At 57.1% G+C, this 19588-nt stretch carries 21 protein-coding genes; 11 read left to right on the top strand and 10 right to left on the bottom strand.

Annotated features, from left to right (window positions below):
* Positions 1-24: 24 nt before the first annotated feature.
* Positions 25-1125 (bottom strand): glycosyltransferase, encoded by a 1101-nt coding sequence (locus RT018_RS01125; protein ID WP_312938693.1) that lies wholly within the window; start codon positions 1123-1125, stop codon positions 25-27.
* Between the two features lie 98 nt (positions 1126-1223).
* Positions 1224-2357, bottom strand: coding sequence for an exosporium glycoprotein BclB-related protein (locus RT018_RS01130; RefSeq protein ID WP_312938694.1), 1134 nt, complete (start codon positions 2355-2357; stop codon positions 1224-1226).
* Positions 2358-2517: 160 nt separating this feature from the next.
* On the opposite strand from RT018_RS01130, the gene RT018_RS01135 reads away from it, so the two are divergent.
* Positions 2518-2949 (top strand): enolase C-terminal domain-like protein, encoded by a 432-nt coding sequence (locus RT018_RS01135; protein ID WP_312938695.1) that lies wholly within the window; start codon positions 2518-2520, stop codon positions 2947-2949.
* 548 nt (positions 2950-3497) lie between these two features.
* Here RT018_RS01135 and RT018_RS01140 read toward each other — a convergent pair.
* The 3 genes from RT018_RS01140 to RT018_RS01150 all read right to left on the bottom strand — a co-directional run bounded on the left by RT018_RS01140 (position 3498) and on the right by RT018_RS01150 (position 6908).
* Positions 3498-4322, bottom strand: a complete 825-nt coding sequence (locus RT018_RS01140; protein ID WP_312938696.1) for a putative RNA methyltransferase — start codon at positions 4320-4322, stop codon at positions 3498-3500.
* Entirely contained in the window at positions 4319-5710 is a 1392-nt protein-coding gene (locus tag RT018_RS01145) for an MATE family efflux transporter (protein ID WP_312938697.1), read from the bottom strand. The genes RT018_RS01140 and RT018_RS01145 overlap by 4 nt, the downstream gene beginning before the upstream one ends.
* 64 nt (positions 5711-5774) lie before the next feature.
* Positions 5775-6908, bottom strand: a complete 1134-nt coding sequence (locus RT018_RS01150) for a cysteine desulfurase family protein (RefSeq protein WP_312938698.1) — start codon at positions 6906-6908, stop codon at positions 5775-5777.
* A gap of 124 nt (positions 6909-7032) precedes the next feature.
* Between RT018_RS01150 and mtaB the strand changes: the two genes are divergently transcribed.
* From mtaB to RT018_RS01165, 3 genes are all read left to right on the top strand, one after another.
* Positions 7033-8328: a tRNA (N(6)-L-threonylcarbamoyladenosine(37)-C(2))-methylthiotransferase MtaB gene (mtaB, locus tag RT018_RS01155; protein ID WP_312938699.1), complete on the top strand. Its 1296-nt coding sequence runs from the start codon at positions 7033-7035 to the stop codon at positions 8326-8328.
* The gene (gene yfbR, locus RT018_RS01160; RefSeq protein WP_312938700.1) at positions 8325-8900 is read left to right on the top strand and encodes a 5'-deoxynucleotidase; all 576 of its coding nucleotides are present in this window, start codon (positions 8325-8327) and stop codon (positions 8898-8900) included. Before mtaB ends, yfbR begins: the two co-directional genes overlap by 4 nt.
* A gap of 82 nt (positions 8901-8982) precedes the next feature.
* Positions 8983-9165 (top strand): hypothetical protein, encoded by a 183-nt coding sequence (locus RT018_RS01165; RefSeq protein ID WP_312938701.1) that lies wholly within the window; start codon positions 8983-8985, stop codon positions 9163-9165.
* A gap of 48 nt (positions 9166-9213) precedes the next feature.
* On the opposite strand, the gene RT018_RS01170 is transcribed toward RT018_RS01165, so the two are convergent.
* Both RT018_RS01170 and RT018_RS01175 read right to left on the bottom strand, forming a co-directional pair.
* Positions 9214-10332, bottom strand: coding sequence for a DUF362 domain-containing protein (locus RT018_RS01170; RefSeq protein ID WP_312938703.1), 1119 nt, complete (start codon positions 10330-10332; stop codon positions 9214-9216).
* 56 nt (positions 10333-10388) lie between these two features.
* Positions 10389-10802 (bottom strand): hypothetical protein, encoded by a 414-nt coding sequence (locus RT018_RS01175; RefSeq protein ID WP_312938704.1) that lies wholly within the window; start codon positions 10800-10802, stop codon positions 10389-10391.
* A gap of 209 nt (positions 10803-11011) precedes the next feature.
* Here RT018_RS01175 and murI point away from each other — a divergent pair, with 209 nt between their 5' ends.
* The 6 genes from murI (at position 11012) to RT018_RS01205 (ending at position 15446) form a co-directional block, all read left to right on the top strand.
* The gene (gene murI / locus RT018_RS01180) at positions 11012-11827 is read left to right on the top strand and encodes a glutamate racemase (protein WP_312938705.1); all 816 of its coding nucleotides are present in this window, start codon (positions 11012-11014) and stop codon (positions 11825-11827) included.
* The gene (locus RT018_RS01185) at positions 11793-12257 is read left to right on the top strand and encodes a DUF1934 domain-containing protein (protein WP_312938706.1); all 465 of its coding nucleotides are present in this window, start codon (positions 11793-11795) and stop codon (positions 12255-12257) included. The genes murI and RT018_RS01185 overlap by 35 nt, the downstream gene beginning before the upstream one ends.
* 51 nt (positions 12258-12308) lie before the next feature.
* Positions 12309-14054, top strand: coding sequence for an arginine--tRNA ligase (gene argS, locus RT018_RS01190; protein WP_312938707.1), 1746 nt, complete (start codon positions 12309-12311; stop codon positions 14052-14054).
* Between the two features lie 66 nt (positions 14055-14120).
* Positions 14121-14405 carry a hypothetical protein gene (locus RT018_RS01195; RefSeq protein WP_312938708.1) on the top strand — a complete coding sequence of 95 codons (285 nt, stop codon included), beginning with the start codon at positions 14121-14123 and terminating at the stop codon, positions 14403-14405.
* A 4-nt stretch (positions 14406-14409) separates the two neighbouring features.
* Entirely contained in the window at positions 14410-15120 is a 711-nt protein-coding gene (locus RT018_RS01200) for an AzlC family ABC transporter permease (protein ID WP_312938709.1), read from the top strand.
* Complete coding sequence (locus RT018_RS01205; protein ID WP_312938710.1) at positions 15111-15446, top strand: branched-chain amino acid transporter permease; 336 nt, start codon at positions 15111-15113, stop codon at positions 15444-15446. Before RT018_RS01200 ends, RT018_RS01205 begins: the two co-directional genes overlap by 10 nt.
* 108 nt (positions 15447-15554) lie before the next feature.
* Here the strand turns inward: RT018_RS01205 and RT018_RS01210 are convergent, their stop codons facing one another.
* Complete coding sequence (locus RT018_RS01210) at positions 15555-16721, bottom strand: S-layer homology domain-containing protein (RefSeq protein WP_312938711.1); 1167 nt, start codon at positions 16719-16721, stop codon at positions 15555-15557.
* A 171-nt stretch (positions 16722-16892) separates the two neighbouring features.
* Between RT018_RS01210 and RT018_RS01215 the strand changes: the two genes are divergently transcribed.
* Positions 16893-17246: a hypothetical protein gene (locus RT018_RS01215; RefSeq protein ID WP_312938712.1), complete on the top strand. Its 354-nt coding sequence runs from the start codon at positions 16893-16895 to the stop codon at positions 17244-17246.
* Between the two features lie 83 nt (positions 17247-17329).
* Here the strand turns inward: RT018_RS01215 and typA are convergent, their stop codons facing one another.
* Complete coding sequence (gene typA / locus RT018_RS01220) at positions 17330-19096, bottom strand: translational GTPase TypA (RefSeq protein ID WP_312938713.1); 1767 nt, start codon at positions 19094-19096, stop codon at positions 17330-17332.
* A gap of 166 nt (positions 19097-19262) precedes the next feature.
* The gene (locus tag RT018_RS01225; protein ID WP_312938714.1) at positions 19263-19571 is read right to left on the bottom strand and encodes a helix-turn-helix domain-containing protein; all 309 of its coding nucleotides are present in this window, start codon (positions 19569-19571) and stop codon (positions 19263-19265) included.
* Between the last annotated feature and the right edge of the window lie 17 nt (positions 19572-19588).

The raw sequence follows: 19588 nt of genomic DNA on the forward strand, positions 1-19588 counted from the left end.
CGCCTGTGCGCAACGGACTGTTTGTCAGGAGTTCTTTTCGTCCGGCTGCTTGGCGGTTTTCAGCGATTGAAAATATGCCCGATTGTGCAGCATTGCAGGATTCTCAGGCTTCAATATGCCAGCCATCTCGTTGTACTGCTCCGCAGACTGGGTCTGCCCCAGCTTGTCGAGGCACACCGCGAGTTCAATGCAGGGGATAAAGCCCCAGCAGTCCTCCCGGAAGAAACCCCAACTATTTTCCGGCCGCTCCAACATTGTGGCCAGGCGGAACCAGAAAGTCGCCCGCTTATAGTCTCCCTTTTCCTTCCATGCATAGCCCAGCGCACAGCATGTTTCTGCCCGGGGCGTATCATAGCTAAAAGCGCGAGTAAGGGCCGTCAACTGCTCTTGCTGCCGATTTTCTCGGCGATAGCACTCCCCAAGCTCGTTGCACGCGGCGATATTGTCCTCTACCCACCCTTTGCCTCCGTCAAGAAATAGGCTGAAATATTGAATTGCATCGACGTATTGGGCATGGTCCTTCAGTTCCCGGGCGTAATAATAGAGGCCCCGGGGCGTCAGCTCTCCTCCACCGTCCAGAATTCTCCGGTAAATGGTCAGATTGCGGTTCGATGAGGACGCTTTTTGCTTTCGGTGGGTCACTGCAATGTCTGTATGAATAATTTTTCCGCCTGTTGCAAGATATTCGTGTACCGGCTCTTGCCACAAAAACTGTCGTTCCCGACGCGAGAGCCGCTCCCTAAAATAACTGAAGGTGACGGCTCCGTTGTTATCAAAGGCGATGTTGTATTTCATCATTACCGCATCCACAGAGGGATCTAGCTCCTCTTTGAGCTTTTTTAGCTTTTCCTGATCTTCGGGCAGCAACACATCGTCGGCATCCAGCCAGAGAATATAGTCCATTGTCGCCTTAGAAAAAGAAAAATTTCTGGCTGCGGAAAAATCATCTACCCACGGAAAATCAAAAATTTTATCTGTAAATTTACCAGCAATCTCCTTTGTGGAATCCGTTGATCCGGTGTCTGCAATAATGATTTCGTCGACAATGCCCTCCACAGAGGAAAGACAGTCCGCAAGCTGCGCCTCTTCATTTTTAACAATCATGCACAAACTAATAGTATTCATCCGGAATTCACCTCTCGGAAAATAATAAGTGCCGGTCCGCCCGCGTATGGGCGGGCGGGCCGGCAAACGGGCATTCTGTCCGTAAGAGCTTTTAAAAATCAGGCGATGTTGATGCCGCCGCTGGCATAGCCTGTGACCGTGGTGCCGACCGTAAGCCCGGTAGTGGTGACGGAGAACACCAGCAGCAGCCGGGTTTCCGCCGTCACAGGAATGTTCAGTCCGGTGAGGGAGCCAAAGGCAACTTGGCCGATTGCCACCACACCGCTGTATGTGGGAGCCAACGACACCGCTGTCCCGGCAATGGGCGAGAAGGTGTTATCGGGTGTAGTGGAGGCATAGAGCTGGGCAGTGACGGTTGCCGTTCCGCCAACCAAAGACAAGGCAAGCACGGTGCTGAAATATGCGGTGATATCCGTGATAACTCCGTCTCTGGGCATGGAGAAGGACATGTTGGCCAGCAGTCCTGCAGCACCGGTGAGGTCGATGGTTGCACCCAGATTATTGGGCAGAACCGCGCTGTTGCCAAAGCTCACCACTGCAGGCAGACCCACAAGACCTGTCAGCAGAGCTGTCGGAGCAACGGGCAGTCCGGATGCAAAGGGGATAATCGCACCGGGGCCGGTCGGGCCGGTGGGACCAGTGGGACCAGTGGGGCCAGTGGGGCCAGTGGGGCCGATAAGGCCCTGTGCTCCGTCCGCTCCGGTTGCACCAGTCGGCCCGGTCGGACCAATGGGGCCAGTGGGGCCAGTGGGGCCGATAAGGCCCTGTGCTCCGTCCGCGCCGGTTGCACCGGTGGGGCCAATGGGGCCAGTGGGGCCAGTGGGGCCGATAAGGCCCTGTGCTCCGTCCGCGCCGGTTGCGCCGGTCGGGCCGGTTGCTCCTACACCAGTCGCTCCGGTTGCGCCGGTCGGGCCGATGGGACCGATGGGTCCCTGTGGGCCAAAGGGCCCTTGAGGACCTTGTGGGCCCTGAGGGCCTTGAGGGCCGGCAGGACCAGTAGCTCCGTTCGCTCCGGCAGGCCCTTGAGGACCTTGGGGGCCCTGGGGACCTTGAGGGCCGGCAGGTCCCTGAGGACCTTGGGGCCCCTGGGGACCCTGTGGACCCTGGAGACCTTGCGGTCCGGTTGGGCCAGTGGGTCCTTGCCGTCCGGGACAACCGGGACAGCCGGGAGGGCCCGGAGGGCCGGGAACGCAGCAATAGGAATTGCAAGAAGAGCCGGAATAAATTTTCATCGTGCAATTCTGGGAATTTGTAGAAGAATTATCGCATCCACAATTAGAAGGCGAGCAGTTTCTGAAAGCCATATACGAAGTTCCTTTCAAGATATTAGGCTGGCGAAACCCAATACAGTGTATGCTTTCTCTTCTAACTTTGCCATTCCGCCTGCGCTACATGGAGTCCAATTCCTTTTGCAGAGAATTGATCTCCTGCCGCAGTTCCTGGCTGTGCTTCCAGTTAATGTTCGCCGCAAACTGTTTCTCCTTTGGCGGCGGCATTTTTGAGATCATGCGCATTGCCGCACATGCAGAGACCTATCACATCATGTTCGCGCCCCATAACCCCAATGACCCCGTGGCTACTGCCGCTAGCATGCAGGTCGCCGCTGCTGCCCATAACTTTGCGATTCTGGAGTTCTGGTCCGGCGTGCTGAATCGGACAGATATCTTCGACTTGAATCTGGAAATCACGGACGGCTACTTTAAAGTTCCCACCAAGACTGGCCTGGGCATTGAGATCCACGAGGAGCTGCTGGCTGGAGACGCCGTTTTTCCCAGATACACCGAATTGTCCAGGATTTTTCTTCTGTATTTTACATTCTGGTGAGATTTGGGAACATACAGCAGTATTTCGAATTGGATCCACATAATTTACGAAAAAGTCTCTTTTAATTCATTTCGAACTTTCTGTTACCCGATACCTGCACAGCCCGTACTCAGTATCCCAGTGCTCCATGATGATCTCCGGAATCTGCTTCAGTCCCCTCCGTCCATGTGGTGCCGAAATAAGCGTCAAAGCTGGCTACTGGCAGTACCACCCAGTCGGAGTCTGGTCACTTGTTGGCAAAGTAGTAGGCCGCCAACGCTGTGACCTTATTCTCCCCCCTATTGTCTGTATTGTACTTGCAAGCACACAATATCAAAAATGTACAAGATAGTAACAAAAAGAAGATATACAAAACTGAAAAACCGTTACTCAAAAACACGCAGATACCTAAAATGATTGCCATTAGAAGAACAACGCCAAGCCATCATAACGATGACTTGGCGTTGTTCTTCTCCCGTACCACTTGCGTTACCCTTGGGTCACATTTTGTACCTATAGCGGTAAACACTCCTCTTCAGGCGGCTTTTAGATCGGTTTTGCATGTTGGGTTACTCCGCCCGAAAAACATGAATATGAAACCCCGTGCGGACTGCAAGCCGCTCCATGGCAGCCAGCCGAATCGTCCCCTCTTTTGGTGTTTTCCAGTAATAGGGTGTCATCTGAAACAGCGCATGAATTTCCTCTTGAGAATTCAGCTCGATCCGCCCCTCCACCGGGAGGATGGTTTCATAGGAAAAGCCCTCGTAGGGCGTGCGCTTTTCCTCGTTGGGGTAGGGCTCGTTATAGAGAACCTCCTTCAACTCCCACAGGTGCATGGCCGACGGCACCACATATAAAAAGCTTCCGCCGTGGCGCAGCACCCGCCGAAATTCCGAAACACACAGAGGGGAAAAGCAATTCAATAGCAGGTCCACCGACCCATCCGCCAGCGGCAGCCGATAAGAGGATGCCACTGCAAACTCCACGGCCTTATCCCGTTTCGCCGCAAGACGCACCGCGGCTTTGGAAATGTCCGTCCCAGCCATGCGGGGGCGCTTTCCCGCCGCGCGCAGCGCCTGATCAATTCCGGCGGTGTAATATCCTTCTCCGCAGCCCGCGTCCAAAACCCCGGGCTCTGGCCCTGTGTGGGAGACAGCCAAAGCGCACAGCGCGTCCAGCAGCGGACGGTAGTAGTCCCGAGAGAGAAAGTCCCGCCGGGCGGAGGTCATGCCGGAGTCATCCCCCGGGGCGGCGGAATGCTTTTGATTTGCAGGAAGCAGATGCGTATGCCCCTCTTTTGCGATGTCAAAGCTGTGGCCTCCGGGGCAGACATAGGTCCGCTCTGTCCGCTCCAGCGCCGTGCCGCACAGGGGGCAGCGGAACAGACTGTTCATGCCTCTTCCTCGCGGATGGTCACGTCGTTAATCCATTTCCGGCTTTTAAACCGAAGGAATCCGGCGGGCATCTTGCAGATATTTTCCGAGTAAATGGACAGGCACATCAGCCAAATGGGCGCTTGCATCACCAGTCCCGTCAGCGCCGTCAGCGGCACCGCCACCAGCCACAGCGGAAGCAGGTCCAGAATCGCCGCCGCCCGTGCGTCGCCGCCCGCGCGCAGCACCCCGGTGATGTTGGATATGTCAAAGGATTTCATGGGCATCATCACGATGTAGACCGCGCACATAGTCACCGCCACCTTTACGGCGGTTTCCGTCAGGTTGAACAACGGGTAGAGAATCGGGATGAACAGCGTGGGCAACAGCACCGCCAGCACCACGGCAACCATCACGCCCAGCAAAAACGACACCAGCAAAAGGCAATAACTCAGGTTGTAAACCTCTTCCTCCGAGGCCCGCTCCCCGATGCGCTTGCCCACAATGACAGCGGTGGACCCCGCCAACCCGAAGCAGGCCACCGTTGCAAATTTGTCGATGTTGCCCATGATTGCATAGGCCGCCAGCATATCCGCGCTGATCACCGAGTGCCCCATGATGGCGGTCATCACGGAGGTGCCAAGGCCCCACAACGTCTCGTTTACAATAACCGGTCCTGCATAGACCACCGCGCTATTCGCCATGGGCTTGCCGGGACACAACAGCGCTCGTGGCGCCAACGGAATCCGCCGGTTGGTGATGGCGTAAACAAACACAATGGCAAATTCCACCACCCGGGCAGTCAGCGTGGCCAGCGCCGCACCCTTAATTTCCAGCCGGGGCGCACCGAAATTTCCGAAAATTAAACAGTAGTTCAAAAATGTATTCAGCAGCATGGAAATGGCAAACACCACCATGCCGAAGCCGGGATTTTCCGTACTCCTCTGCATTCCTACATACACCGAACTGACGGCGTTGAACACATAGGATACGCCCACAATCCGCACATACGGCGCGCCCAGCACAATCAGTCCCGGATTGTTGGTGACAAGGCCCATCACCCACGCCGGAAAGAAAAACAGCACCAGCGCCGTAATTCCCGAAACGGCAAGCCCCGCATAGGCCGCCACTCCCATTACCCGGTTGATGGAAACGGTGTCTCCCTTGCCCCAGTACTGGCACACCAGCACCGTCAGCCCACTCATCACCCCGAAAATGACCACCTGCACCAGAAAGATCGGCGTGTTGGCGGCGGTGACCGCGGAGAGCTGATCGTTACCCAAAAGCCCCACCATGAAGGTGTCCACAAAGCCAAGGGACGTGGTAATAAGATTTTGTAAAATAATCGGAAGCGACAGCTTCCACAGCCGACCATAAAAGCCGGGCTTTTGGCGAAGCACGGAAAACATAATTACCTCAATCGTTCTTAAAATAGTTCATACCCGTTTTTGCGCGGGGCTAACTTCCGGGGCGTCACAGCATGGGAAAGCGAGTGTCGTGATGCAGACGCAGGGCATCCGCCGCCGCGTCGATCTCTTTCTTCGTGGTTTCCGGGCCAAAGCTCAGCCGCACCACTCCGGCAGCAACTCGCTTTTCAAGACCCAGCGCGGCCGTTACCTGACTGGGTTTTCCCTGATGGCAGGCAGACCCGGCGGAAATGCAGATGCCCGCCTCAGACAGCTCGTTCACCACGTTTTGGCTGGGATACCCCGGCATGGAGACGGACAACACGTGGGGCGCGGTTCCCCTTGCGACGAACCTCAAATCCGAAATCTCCCCGAGCCGTTCCACGGCGTAGGCTTTGATCTCCGCCATATGCCGCAGATTCTCCGCAAAGTTTTCCATTCGCAGCGCTGTCGCCTTGGCAAAGCCCGCAATCTGGGCGGTAGCCTCCGTTCCGGCCCGAAAGCCGGACTCCTGCCCGCCGCCGGGCAGCAAGGCGCGAGGTCCGCGCACCCGTCCGCCGATATACAGCGCCCCAATTCCCTTGGGTCCCCCGATTTTATGGGCAGAGAGGGCAATAAAGTCCGCGCCCAGTGTTTTGGCGGAGAAGGGAACTTTCAAAAAGCCTTGCACCGCGTCGGTATGCAGCAGGGTTTTTTCGTTTTTCGCGCCCAGTCCGGCGGCAATCTCCGAAATGGGATAAATGTTTCCCGTTTCGTTGTTCACCAACATCACGCTCACCAGCGCCGTGTCTGGACGGACAGCCTCCAACACCTTTTCCGCTGGAATATTCCCATCCCTGTCCGGGAGAATACGGGTGATCTCGTACCCATCCTGTTCCAGCCAGCGGCACCGCTCCAACACGGCACTGTGCTCCACGGCAGTGGTGACGATATGCCGCCCTACCCGCCGATTCTGCCACAAGGCTGCGGTGAAGGCCCAGTTGTCCGACTCGGTTCCGCAGGAGGTGAAAAACAGACGCGCCGCCTCGCAGCCAAGGGCCTGCGCCACGGTTTCACGACAGTCCTCCACCAGACCCTTGGCCCGGCGGCCATAGGCGTACTGGGAGCTGGGATTTCCGTAATCCTCTGTCAGCACGCGGAACATCTCCTCCGCCACCGCCCTGGGCACCGGCGTGGTGGCGGCGTGGTCGAGATAAATCATGAGAACACTCCTTTGATTGGGGCTTGCCCCGGCGGTAAAATACACGTATAATAGAGTTGTGCCGCCCATTGCGGCTCAATCGTATTATTATAAAGAAAATTGTTTGAAATAGCAAGGAGAATCCATGAAAATCGCTATTTATACCCTGGGCTGCAAGGTGAATCAATATGAGACGCAAGCCATGGAGCAGGAGCTTTCCCGCCGTGGTCACGAAATCGCGTCCTTTTCCGGTGCAGCGGACGCCTATGTGGTGAACACCTGCTCCGTCACTGCGGTCAGCGACCAGAAGTCCCGCCAGATGCTCTCCCGCGCGCGGCGGGAGCACCCCGAAGCGGTGGTGGCGGTGTGTGGCTGCTATTCCCAAACCCGGCCTGAGGACGTGCGCAAGCTGGATGTGGACCTGATTGCGGGGACCGGGGATCGAATGGGCTTTCTGGACCTCTTGGAGCAGGAGCTGGAAGACCGCAAACCCATGGAGTCCGTGGACCGGGTGTTTGATCGCCGCGCCTTTGAAATTCTGCCCGCAGGAGGGTTGGAGGGCCGCACCCGGGCCATGCTGAAGGTGGAGGATGGCTGCGTCAACTTCTGTTCCTACTGCATCATTCCCTACGCCCGGGGTCCCGTGCGCTCCCTGCCGCCGGAAGAGGCGGCGGCGCGAGCCAAGGATCTTGCGGCTGCGGGCTATCGGGAGATGGTGCTCACAGGGATTGAAATTTCTTCCTGGGGCGCAGATTTAAAAACGGGGCAGAGCCTGATTGATTTGATGGAACTTCTCAGCGCCGCCGCCCCCGGTCTTCGGCTGCGGCTGGGTAGTCTGGAACCCCGGACCATTGATGAGGACTTTTGCCGCCGGGCCGCGAAGCTGCCCAATCTCTGCCCCCAGTTCCACCTGTCCATGCAGTCCGGCTGCGACGAAACCTTGAAGCGCATGAACCGGAAGTACGACACCGCCCGGTATTTCCGCTCCGTTGCGCTGCTGAAGGAATCCTTCGACCGCCCCGCCGTCACCACCGATATGATTGTGGGCTTTCCCGGCGAGACGGAGGAGGAATTTTCCCAGTCACTGGACTTTATCCGCCGATGCGGCTTTGCCCGGATGCATATTTTCCCCTATTCCATCCGTCCCGGCACTCCGGCAGCAGAGCTTGCACAAATCCCCGCCGCGGTGAAAGAGGACCGCGCCGCCCGGACCGCCACTGTGGCGGACGAAATGCGCAAGGAATATCTTGAGGGCTGTGTGGGACAGGTATACCCTGTGCTGTTTGAACAGGCCAAGGGAAATTTCTTCTCCGGCCACGCGCCCAACTATACGGAGGTTTTGGTTTCGGGCAGCGAACACCTTCACAACCGGGTGCTTGCCACTCGCATCATCGGCACAAAGGGGTTTTCCCTGCTGGGAGAATTGGAGGAAACACCATGAAAAGCCACTTTTTTGCGTATATCTCCCGGCTGCGGTTCATCTCCCGCTGGGCGCTGATGCGCAACACCGCCCCGGAAAACGTGCAAGAGCACAGCCACCAGACGGCGGTGCTGGCCCATGCGCTGGCCCTCATCCGCAACAAGCGCTTCGGCGGTCATGTGGACCCCGGCGCGGCGGCGGCGGCCGCGCTGTATCACGACGCGTCGGAAATTCTCACCGGCGACATGCCCACCCCCATTAAGTATTACAGTCCCTCCATCCGCTCCGCCTATCATGAGGTGGAGGAGGAGGCCACCCGGAAGCTTCTGGAAATGCTTCCCCCGGAGCTGCGGGAATGCTATGCGCCGGTTCTGGAAATCCCCGACCCGGAGCTGCGCTCGCTGGTAAAGGCGGCGGACAAGCTCTCCGCCTATATTAAATGCGCGGAAGAAGTCAAAGCAGGAAACGGGGAGTTTGGAGACGCGGCACGCCAGACCCGTGTCGCTCTGGAGGCCTTCGGCCTTCCCGAGGTGGACTACTTTCTCGAAACTTTTATGGACAGCTTCTCCCTGACGCTGGACCAGCTAAAATAAGGCACATTTTCAGTAATTTTTATAATGGCGGGTCATTTGTGGTCGGAAGCAATCACGCCCAGATCTGAAAGGACGGATTCTTATGAAGCAATACGAATATAAGTTTGTAAAATTCAATTTTGAGGCGGGCTTCAACTATGATAAGAAAGTGATCGACTTGGAAACGCAATGGAATGCGCTAGGCGAACAGGGCTGGAAATTTTGCAGGGATGGAAATGGCCTTTCCATATTTATTAGAGAACGCAGCGGGGCGGAAGGTTTTTGACAAACAAACGCGGGCTTCGGAGGATTCCGAAGCCCGCGTTTTTGTTTCTCAAATCTTAATCAGCTCATATTCCCGGTTTCCAATCCCCAGTTTTTCCCCGTGCTCCAGACACACCCGCCAGTCAGTGTCGGGGTGGAGGGCAACGAAATGGTCGCCGCAATTGCAGTCCCACGCCCCGTCCGACAGGACGGAACCCGCCATCGCGGGCTGCGCATTTACCGCGTCGGCACAGGCCTGGTCCAGCGCCACCGGGTCAAAGGAGGCAAACATCCCCACGTCCGGGGCGATGGGCACGTCATTTTCTCCGTGGCAGTCACAATTGGGAGAGATGTCCAGCACCAGCGACACATGGAAACAGGGCCGTCCATCCACGACTGCCTTGGTATATTCTGCAATTTTTCTGTTCAGGATAGCAGGAGCCTCATCGTTGGCGGCAAAAATCGCGTCTTTGGGGCAAACCCCAAGACATCTTCCGCAACCAACGCACTTGTCCGGATCGATGGTGGCCTTGCCGTCGGTGATGGTGGGCGCGTCGTGCGCGCAGATTTTTACGCAGGCACCGCAGCCGATACACCGCTTCTGCTTGACATAGGGCGTACCCGAGCTGTGCATCTCCATCTTCCCCGCCCGAGAACCGCAGCCCATGCCGATGTTTTTCAGCGTACCGCCCATGCCGGTCTGTTCATGGCCTTTAAAGTGGGTCAGGGAGATGAACACGTCCGCATCCATCACCGCCCGGCCGATTTTAGCCTCTTTCACGTATTCGCCGCCCGCCACCGGTACCAGCACCTCATCGGTGCCCTTCAGCCCGTCTCCGATCAGAATATGACAGCCGGTTGAAAAGGGGGAAAAGCCGTTGACATAGGCCGACTCAATGTGGTCCAGGGCGTTTTTCCGTCCGCCGATATACAGTGTATTGCAGTCCGTCAGATAAGGTCTTCCGCCCTGAGACTTTACAAGGTCTGCCACTACCTTGGCCCAGTTTGGCCGGAGATACGCCAAATTCCCCGGCTCGCCGAAGTGCATTTTGATTGCCGCGTATTTCCCCTCCATGTCGATGTCGCCAAATCCAGCGGTCATCATCAGGCGCGCCAGCTTCTGGGGCAGATTCTCCCTCCAGCTTGGAGCCCGGAAATCCGCAAAATAAACCTTTGCCTTTTCTGCCATCTTCAGTGTTCCTCCCTGTTCTTCTCTCTCTATTCTATCCCCGAAATTCACTCTGCTTACTCGTCCAGTTCCACGTTTATGTGGTCCGTCCCATGCTCTTCAAACTCATCCATATAAGTATCAATGCGCTCCATCAGCTCGTTGTAGTTCTCTCTGGTCATGGGCTCTCCGTCCATGTCCCGCAAAGCCAGCTCTTCCGCCAAAATCTCATAGAACACCACATCCTCGTAATCTGCGATGGCCTCGTGGATTCCGCCGTCGGCAAACGCGCGGGAGGGGATGATCTCCCCGTCCAGATGCTCCGCCAGCTTATGCATTCCGTGGGCGGGGCAGTGAGAGAAGATCAGGCTCTCCACCTTATCGTATTCCACAATGCGGTCGTCCTCACGGGCGGAGTTCATCACCCAATTCCCGATGTACACCAGATCCAGCAGATAGCGATACTGCTGCTCCGTCAGCTCGATCTTCACGACAAACACCTCCCTCATCCGGTTTTTTCGGCCGCAAGGCCGTTCCTTTCAGCATTATACCAAATTCCATTTGGAAATTCCACATCAAAAACCGGGAAAAAAGCCTAAAATCTGTCTTGCCCGGGGTTCACATACATAGTATAATGGTCAAGTTGGGGCTATATGATAGGAATATGGCCCTTACAGCCACAGATATGGAGGCACTTTGCATGGATAAGCGACCCATCGGCGTGTTCGATTCCGGCCTTGGCGGGCTGACCGCCATACGCTCCCTGCGGGAGATTTTGCCCGAGGAGGACTTGATTTACTTTGGAGACACCTCCCGCGTCCCTTACGGGGGCCGGTCCCGGGAGACGATTTTGAAATATGCGCGGCAGGACGTGCGGTTCCTGCGTTCCTTTGACCTCAAGGCGATTTTGATTGCCTGCGGCACCGTGTCCACCACCTCTTTGCCCGCGCTGCAGGCGGAAAACGATTTGCCCATGGTGGGCGTTGTGGAACCCACCTGCCGCCGGGCTGCCGCCGTGACAAAAAACAAGCGTGTTGGCATGATTGCCACGCAGGCCAGCGTCCGAGCAGGGGCTTACGCAAAGGCCCTTGCGGAGCTGGACCCGGAGATTCAGGTGTTTTCGAAGGCCTGTCCTCTGTTTGTCCCCTTGGTTGAAAACGGGCGTTTCCGGAAGGGTGACGCCGTGATTGAAACCGTGGCCCAGGAGTATCTTGCGTCCATGCGGGAGACGGGGGTGGACACCTTGATTCTGGGCTGCACGCACTATCCCCTATTGGAGGAGATTATCGGCGAAGTAATGGGGCCGGGGGTGGAGCTGGTGTCTGCGGGAGAAGAGTCCGCCTTTGAGCTGAAACGGCTGCTGAAGGCGGGAGAACTGCGAAACCGCGAAAACCGTCAGGGCGACGCCACATATTATGTCAGCGACCGGGTGGAGAGCTTCGAGGAAACCGCCTCCTGGTTCCTGCGGGAGGATTTGCGCCATGGAGCCAATCAAATTGATATCGACCGATACTGAAAGCCCGCCCCTGCCTGTGATTATCTCTGTGCGGGGAGAGCAGTATTTTGATGACTGCGACCCCGACGGCACAGAATTGACCACCGAGGGGACGCTGCGCCCGCTCCCGGAAGGGCTGCTGCTGCGCTATGAAGAGAGTGCCCTTACCGGGATGGAGGGCACCGTCACCACCTTTGAACTGCGGGGGCAAAAGGTTATTCTGACCCGGGCGGGCAAGGTGAACTCGCAGATGATTTTCGAAGAGGGGCGTCAGCACACATCGCTGTATGAAACGCCCATGGGGGAGCTGAGCGTGGACATTTTAACCAGCTTCCTGCGCCACAGCCTGACGGAGCGAGGCGGCCTTCTTGAAATCCGATATTCCATTGCGGTGGACCACACCGCCACGGGGAAAAACGCATTTAAAATCCGCGTGCGGCCCAAAAGCTGACGGAGGGAACGCGCCTTCCATCACCACACCAATGAAAATGAGGGATATACCATGTTGCATATGATTCAAAAAGCAAAGGACCAGGCGGCGGAGCTGACCAGAAGCGCCTATCGCGCCGCCGTTTCCGACGGGACCCTTCCCGAGGCGGAAATCGCCTCCGTCCCTGTGGAAATTCCCAAGGACACGAAAAACGGCGACTATACCACCACCTTCGCGCTGGCCGCGTCCAAGGCCCTGCGCCAGCCGCCTCGTGCCATTGCACAGGCGCTGCTGGAGCGCCTTTCACTGGAAGGCAGCTATTTTGACTCCGCCGAAATCGCCGGCCCCGGCTTCTTAAACTTTCATTTGGGGCAGGCGTGGTTTGGCGACGTGCTCTCCGCCGTGGAGAGCGAGGGGGAGCAGTACGGCCAGAACGACGAGCTCGCGGGTCGGAAAATCATGGTGGAATTCGTTTCCGCAAACCCCACCGGCCCTATGCACATGGGTAACGCCCGGGGCGGCGTGCTGGGCGATACGCTGGCCTCCGTCCTCTCCTTCTGTGGGGCGGAGGTATCCCGGGAATTTTACGTCAATGACGCGGGCCATCAGATTGAAAAATTTGCCCAGTCTATTGAGGCCCGCTACCTCCAGCTCATTCAGGGCGAGGACGCGGTTCCCTTCCCGGAGGACGGGTATCAGGGTGAGGACATCCGGGATTTGGCTCAGGCCTACCGCGCCGAACACGGAGATGCACTGGCCAACGCGGACATGGATACCCGGCGGGATACGCTTGCCCAATTTGGCTTGAGCGTGAACCTGCCTAAGATGAAGACCGATCTTGCCCGGTATAAGATTCAGTACGACACCTGGTTTTACGAGTCCTCGCTCCACGAGTCCGGCTACGTGGCAGAGACGGTGGACAAGCTCACCGAAGCGGGTTTTACCTATGAAAAGGATGAAGCCCTGTGGCTGAAAACCGCAGAAATTATGGCTGCAAACCTTCGCCGAGAGGGAAAAAAGGATGCGGACATTGAAAAGTTGGAGCTGAAGGACGACGTACTACGCCGGGCCAACGGATTTTACACCTATTTTGCCGCCGACATCGCCTATCACCGCAACAAGCTGGCCGTCCGTGGTTTTGACAAGGTGATCAACGTCTGGGGCGCAGACCACCACGGCCACGTTGCCCGCATCAAGGGCGCGCTGGACGCGCTGGGTCTGGACGGCGCAAACCGGCTGGACATTGTGCTGATGCAGCTTGTGAAGTTGCTGCGGGACGGCGAGGCCGTGCGCATGAGCAAGCGCACGGGCAAGGCCATCTCCCTGTGCGATTTGCTGGACGAGGTGCCCGTGGACGCGGCAAGGTGGTTCTTCAACGCCAAGCCGGACACCCAGATGGAGTTTGATCTGGGGCTTGCCGTCCGGGAAGACAGCGAGAACCCCTTGTACTACGTGGAATACGCGCACGCCCGCATCTGCTCGCTGCTGCGGGCCATGGAGGGCGAGGGGCTGCGCGTTCCCGCCGCTGCAGACGTGGACATGGCGCAGGTGAACGGCGAGGCGGAGCAGGCGCTGGTTAAACAGTTGGCCCAGTTCTGCGAAATCGTCCGTCTTTCCGCCAGAGACTATGACCCCTCGTTCATCAATCGATATTTACAGGAGCTGGCCGCCTGCTTCCACCGATTCTACACGGCCTGCCGCATCAAGGGGGAGGCTCCGGAGCTGGCACAGGCACGGCTGAAACTGGCAGACTGCACCCGCGCGGTTCTGCGCAGCGGACTGAAGCTTCTCGGCGTGGACGCGCCCGAAAAAATGTAAAACGGCGGCAATGCCCGGCCCACGCCCATCGGACGCGGATTTATGACAAAAAAGAGGAAAAACTTCATGAGTATTTTTGAAGCGTTGATGCTGGTTTGCTTTGGCCTTTCGTGGCCGGTAAATATCCGCAAATCCTGGGTGACCCGTTCCACCGTGGGCAAAAGCCTGTTTTTCCTCATCATTATCGAAATAGGCTACATCTGCGGTATGCTGAACAAGGTTCTGGTGCGGTTTGACTGGGTGTTTTTCCTGTATTTGACGAATTTCCTGATGGTGGGAACCGACGTTCTCCTTTATTTCAGAAACAAAAAGCTGGATCGGCTGCGGGCGGTGCAGGAACAGGAGACCTGAATTCATGAACGTACCCAAGAATCCTACGGAACGCCGTCTCGGCCCCGCCCTGCGCGCCGCCTTTCCTCACACTGTCCCCGTGTTAACCGGCTTTCTCTTCCTCGGCATTGCCTACGGTGTTTTAATGAACGCCAAAGGCTACGGCCCCCTCTGGTCCACGCTTATGAGCGCCGTGGCTTTTTGCGGAAGCATGCAGTTTGTGGCGATCTCTTTGCTGACCACGGTATTCGATCCTGTTCAGGCTTTACTTTTGTCTTTCATGGTGAACGCCCGCCATCTGTTTTACGGCATTGCCATGCTTGGAAAATACGGGGGTCTGGGCAAGGCCCGCATTCCGCTGGTTTACGTTTTATGCGATGAGACGTTCTCCCTCGTTTCCACGGTGGAACTGCCGGAAGGCGTGGATAAGAAATATTTTTACCTCTCCATCTCCTTGCTGGACTATTTATACTGGGTGGGGGGCACGGCTTTGGGTGGCCTGTTGGGGGACTTCGTTCCCTTTAACACCGCAGGCCTGGATTTTGCCCTGACAGCCCTGTTCGTAGTGCTGTTTATGGAGCAGTGGAAAAAGAGGGAAAACCGGCCCGCCGGACTCATCGGCATCGGTGCCACGGCGGCGTGTTTGTTGGCGTTCGGGCCGGACAAGCTGGTGATTCCCGCTATGCTTACAATTGTTGCAATTCTTCTGGCAGGGAGGAAAAAACTTTGCACCTGAACGCGATGCAAACAGTGATCATCATTTTGGCCGTCGCCATAGGGGCGCAGCTAACCCGGTGGCTCCCCTTTTTACTGCTGCCGGAGGGGAAAGAAATTCCCAAAACCGTGGAGTATCTCGGAAAGCTTCTTCCGGCCGCCGCCATGGGCCTGCTGGTGGTATACTGCCTGCGGAACGTCTCGCTCTTCGCTCCGTCCCACGGGATTCCGGAGGCGGTGTCGATTGTTGCGGTGGGCCTGCTCCATTGGTGGAAGGGAAACGTACTTTTGTCCATTGCCGGGGGAACAGCCCTTTACATGGTGCTGATTCAAACGGTGTTTGCCTGAGTGAAAACGGTGATCCATCACTGAAAAACATCCGCCGCACGACCCAAAGGGCCGCGCGGCGGATGTTTTATTGGAAATCAGATTGGAGTGTCTTCACCTGTGGGCGCATTAGCCGCTGCTGCGGGCATTGGCCTGATAGGTGAGATACCGCTGAAGCATGGCCGAAGCGGCCGCGCGGCTCACAGAGGCGCGTGGCGCCAAAGTCCCGTCGGACCGGCCTGAGAGGATGTTGTTTGTAACGCACCATGCAACGCCCTCATAGGCATATTGGGAAACGCTGTCCCGGTCGGAGTAATCCAGCAGAAACATCCACGCGCCCTGAAAGCCACCGCCCCGATGCTGTTCCCATCGATAGAGAAACACCGCAAGCTGCTGGCGGGACACCACTTCGTTGGGGCGGAACGTGTTGTCGGAATAGCCATTCACCAGCTTGTTGCCCACAGCCCAGGTCAGCGCGTTCATATAATCTCCGCCATCCTGCACATCTTCAAACCCGGGAATGGACTGAATCACCGCAGGACTGCCCGCCAGCTCGTAGAGTGCTTTTACCAGCTCTGCCCGGGTCAGTGCGTCCCCAGGGCGGAACGCCAGCGTGGAATCGCACTGCAAAAGGCCCCGAGAGGTGACGGCAAGAATGTCGTCATAAGCCCAGTGGCTCTTCTCCACGTCGGTAAAGGGCAGACCATCGTAGGGGAACAGCACCGCCCGAGTCACCTCGACGCCGCTGCTCCAAGCCAAAAACCATGTTCCGGGAATCAGGTTCCGATAGGTAACAAGGTTTTTCGTCAGATAGGGTGAAGTCTTCGCGTCAAAGGGCACGGTCATCCGCTCCCCTTCCCGGGTGGTAAGCGCCACACCGCTCTCGTTCACCGTGTCCACTGCCGCCACCTGCTGATAGGTGGGGGCCTTTTTGTCTTTCGGCAAATTACGTAGGATTATGACAGCCCGGGTCTGCGGCGGCTCGCTCAACGCCATGGCGGGTCCCACATACATCCGTACGCTCTCCCCGTCCTTCAGTCCGGTCATGCTTGCGGGCATGCCGTCGGTGGCATCCACTATGTAGGTCGTCTCGTTATACCCTACGATTACCTGACTGCCGTTTTCTTTGGTCAGCAGCAGTGTTCCCTCGTTTGTCTGCTTCACCGTGCCGTCCAGCAGGGTGGGCCCCAGAGGGGCGGAAGCCACCGGCTCTGCCTCCGCTCCGGCGGCGGGAACGGCCAGCAAAGCGACGCACAGCACAAGGCTTAGCAGCGCACCCATTCTCTTTTTCTTCACAGCATAGTCCTCCTTTGAAAATCCTCGCGGCTCTCGCCACGCCTGTTATTGTATCTTGAGACGCTTGGAAAGTCAAAAAAGTTTCCGAACATTGACATCACGGGATAAATCCGTTAAAATATCTTCAAATCCGCAAGCCCCCGCCGGGATATCCGGAAAGGAGTGCAGTTTATGGAAAAAATCACCGTGCTCGTAAAATTCCCCGGTCAGTCGCTTTGCTATATGCAGGTTCCCACCGACCGAATTGAGAAAATTTACAGCAGCATTGCCGGTCTGCAATCCACCGAAGTCAACACGTTTTCGTTGTATCGCGGCTTTTATTACATTCTGCTGGATGGAAACCGCGAGAAAAAGAAGCTCCCCTCCAACATGACTGCCTATCTGGTGAACGCCCAAGGGGATACAAGCGTCTTGGATATCAAAGGGGTGTTTGTCATCTGCAAACTTCCCACCGGTCTAACCGGGCCTATGGCCGACATGACCCCGCAGGATGCGGAGCAGGTTGTCAAGCTCCTGCGAAACTGAACTTAATTTTAAAAGGCCCGCGGAGGAAGTTCCTCCGCGGACCTTTTTCATTTGTTCGGGCCAAACTATTTGACCCGATTTTCTTATTTCTTTCCGTGGAGGGACTTCATACGCCGCTCGTCGTCCGCCAAAAATTCCAGACACTGCTCCAAACTCATCTGCCGGGGCGGCACCAGACGCAGCGACTCGTCCGAGCCGGAGGCCCGGGTGTTGGTGAGCTGCTTTTTCTTGCAGATGTTCACCGTCATGTCCTCATTGCGGGGATTCACGCCGATGATCATTCCTCCGTACACCGGCACGCCGGGGCCGATAAACAGCGTGCCCCGCTCCTGTGCGTTGTACAGGCCATAGGTGATGGACTCGCCGGTTTCAAAGGAAATCATAGAGCCGCTGCCCCGGCGCTGAATATCGCCCTTATAGGGGGCGTAAGTTTCAAAGATGGAGGCCATGATGCCCTCGCCCTTGGTGTCGGTCAAAAAGTCATTCCGATAGCCGAACAGTCCCCGGGCGGGAATCAGAAATTCAATCCGCATACGGGTGCCCACCGGAGTCATCTCCAGCATGTCCGCCTTGCGCTGGCCCAGCTTTTCAATCACCGAGCCCACGCTGTCGCCGGGCACATCCACCACCAGCCGCTCGATAGGTTCGCCCTCTTTCCCGTCAATCTCTTTGTACAGCACGCGGGGGGGAGACACCTGAAACTCATAACCCTCGCGGCGCATCGTCTCAATCAGAATGCTCAGGGACATTTCGCCACGGCCTGCCACGTTGAAGGCCTCGGAGGTGTCCGTGTCGGATACCCGGAGGGACACGTCCTTCAGCGTCTCTTTATACAACCGCTCCCGGAGCTGGCGGGAGGTGACAAACTTTCCCTCCCGGCCCGCATAGGGCGAGTCGTTCACGGAGAAGGTCATTTCCATGGTGGGGGCGGAGATGGCAACGAAGGGCAGCGGCTCCACGTTGGCAAGCTCGCAGATGGTGTCGCCGATGGTCACGTCGGGAATGCCGCTCATGGCGATGATGTTGCCGGCGGTGGACTGGGTAACGGCGTTGCGGGCGAGGCCCTCAAACTCATAGATGGCGGTGGCCTTCGCCTTGCGGGGCGTGGCCTCCGGCGCATGATAATTGCAAACCGCAATCTCCTGATTCTGCTTCAAAACGCCACGCTCAATGCGGCCTATGGCAATGCGGCCCACAAACTCGTTATAGTCGATGGAAGAAACCAGCATCTGGAAGGGCTGCTGGGTGTCTGCCTCTGGCGCGGGAATGTATTGCAGAATCGTCTCGAACAGGGGGTCCAAGTCGGTTCCCAAGTTTTCCGGCGTGTAAGAGCAGATGCCCTGCCGCGCAGAGCAAAACAGCATGGGGCTGTCAAGCTGCTCGGCGGTGGCGTCCAGATCCATCAAAAGCTCCAGCACCTCGTCCACCACCTCGTGAATGCGCTGGTCCGGGCGGTCAATCTTGTTCACCACCACGATGACTCGGTGGCCCAGCTCCAGCGCGCGGCTGAGAACAAAGCGGGTCTGAGGCATGGGGCCCTCGGCGGCGTCCACCAGCAAAATAACGCCGTTGACCATTTTCAAAATGCGCTCCACCTCGCCGCCGAAGTCCGCGTGGCCCGGGGTGTCCACCACGTTAATCTTCGTGTCCTTATAACGCACGGCGGTGTTTTTCGCCAGAATCGTGATGCCCCGCTCCCGCTCCAGGTCGCCGGAGTCCATCACGCGCTCCACCGTTTCCTGATTTTCGCGGTACACACCGCCCTGCTTGAGCATCTGGTCCACCAGCGTGGTTTTGCCATGGTCAACGTGGGCAATGATGGCGACATTTCTCAGTTTTTCATTCTGCATATTTTGTTCTTCTCCTTATTGTATAGCGGGGTCTCGGGCGTCCCCGCGCCACGCGCCCGCCTGTCAGGCACGCAAGTATTGCATGTTTTTTTGCACAGCCTTATATTATATGCTGAATGTTCATTTTTTGCAAGAAAAACCTTTGAACGCGCACGTTCAAAGGTTTTTAATCGTTTTTTAGGGAAGAAATCACACCATCCAGAATATCCAGCGCCTGCTTTCGGCGGGTCACGTCAAGGACCTCCAGCTTCTTGAGAATGTAGTTGCTCTTGGCCTCATAGCCCGCCACCAGACTGTCCTGAAGCACGTCGTCCGCCGGGGCCGCCAGCGTATTGAGAATGAGGATGAATGTCTCCAGCTTAGGCACCTTGTCGCCGCGCTCAATGTCAGCTAAATATCTGTGGCTAATAACCGCGCCCCGGGCGGCGGCCTGGATGCCACCCGGCCCTCCGTCTCCATCCACAGAGAATGGCAAAACCGGCGCAGCCTGTT

It is taken from the genome of Oscillibacter sp. (assembly GCF_032060045.1).
In the GTDB taxonomy this organism is placed as follows: domain Bacteria; phylum Bacillota; class Clostridia; order Oscillospirales; family Oscillospiraceae; genus Oscillibacter.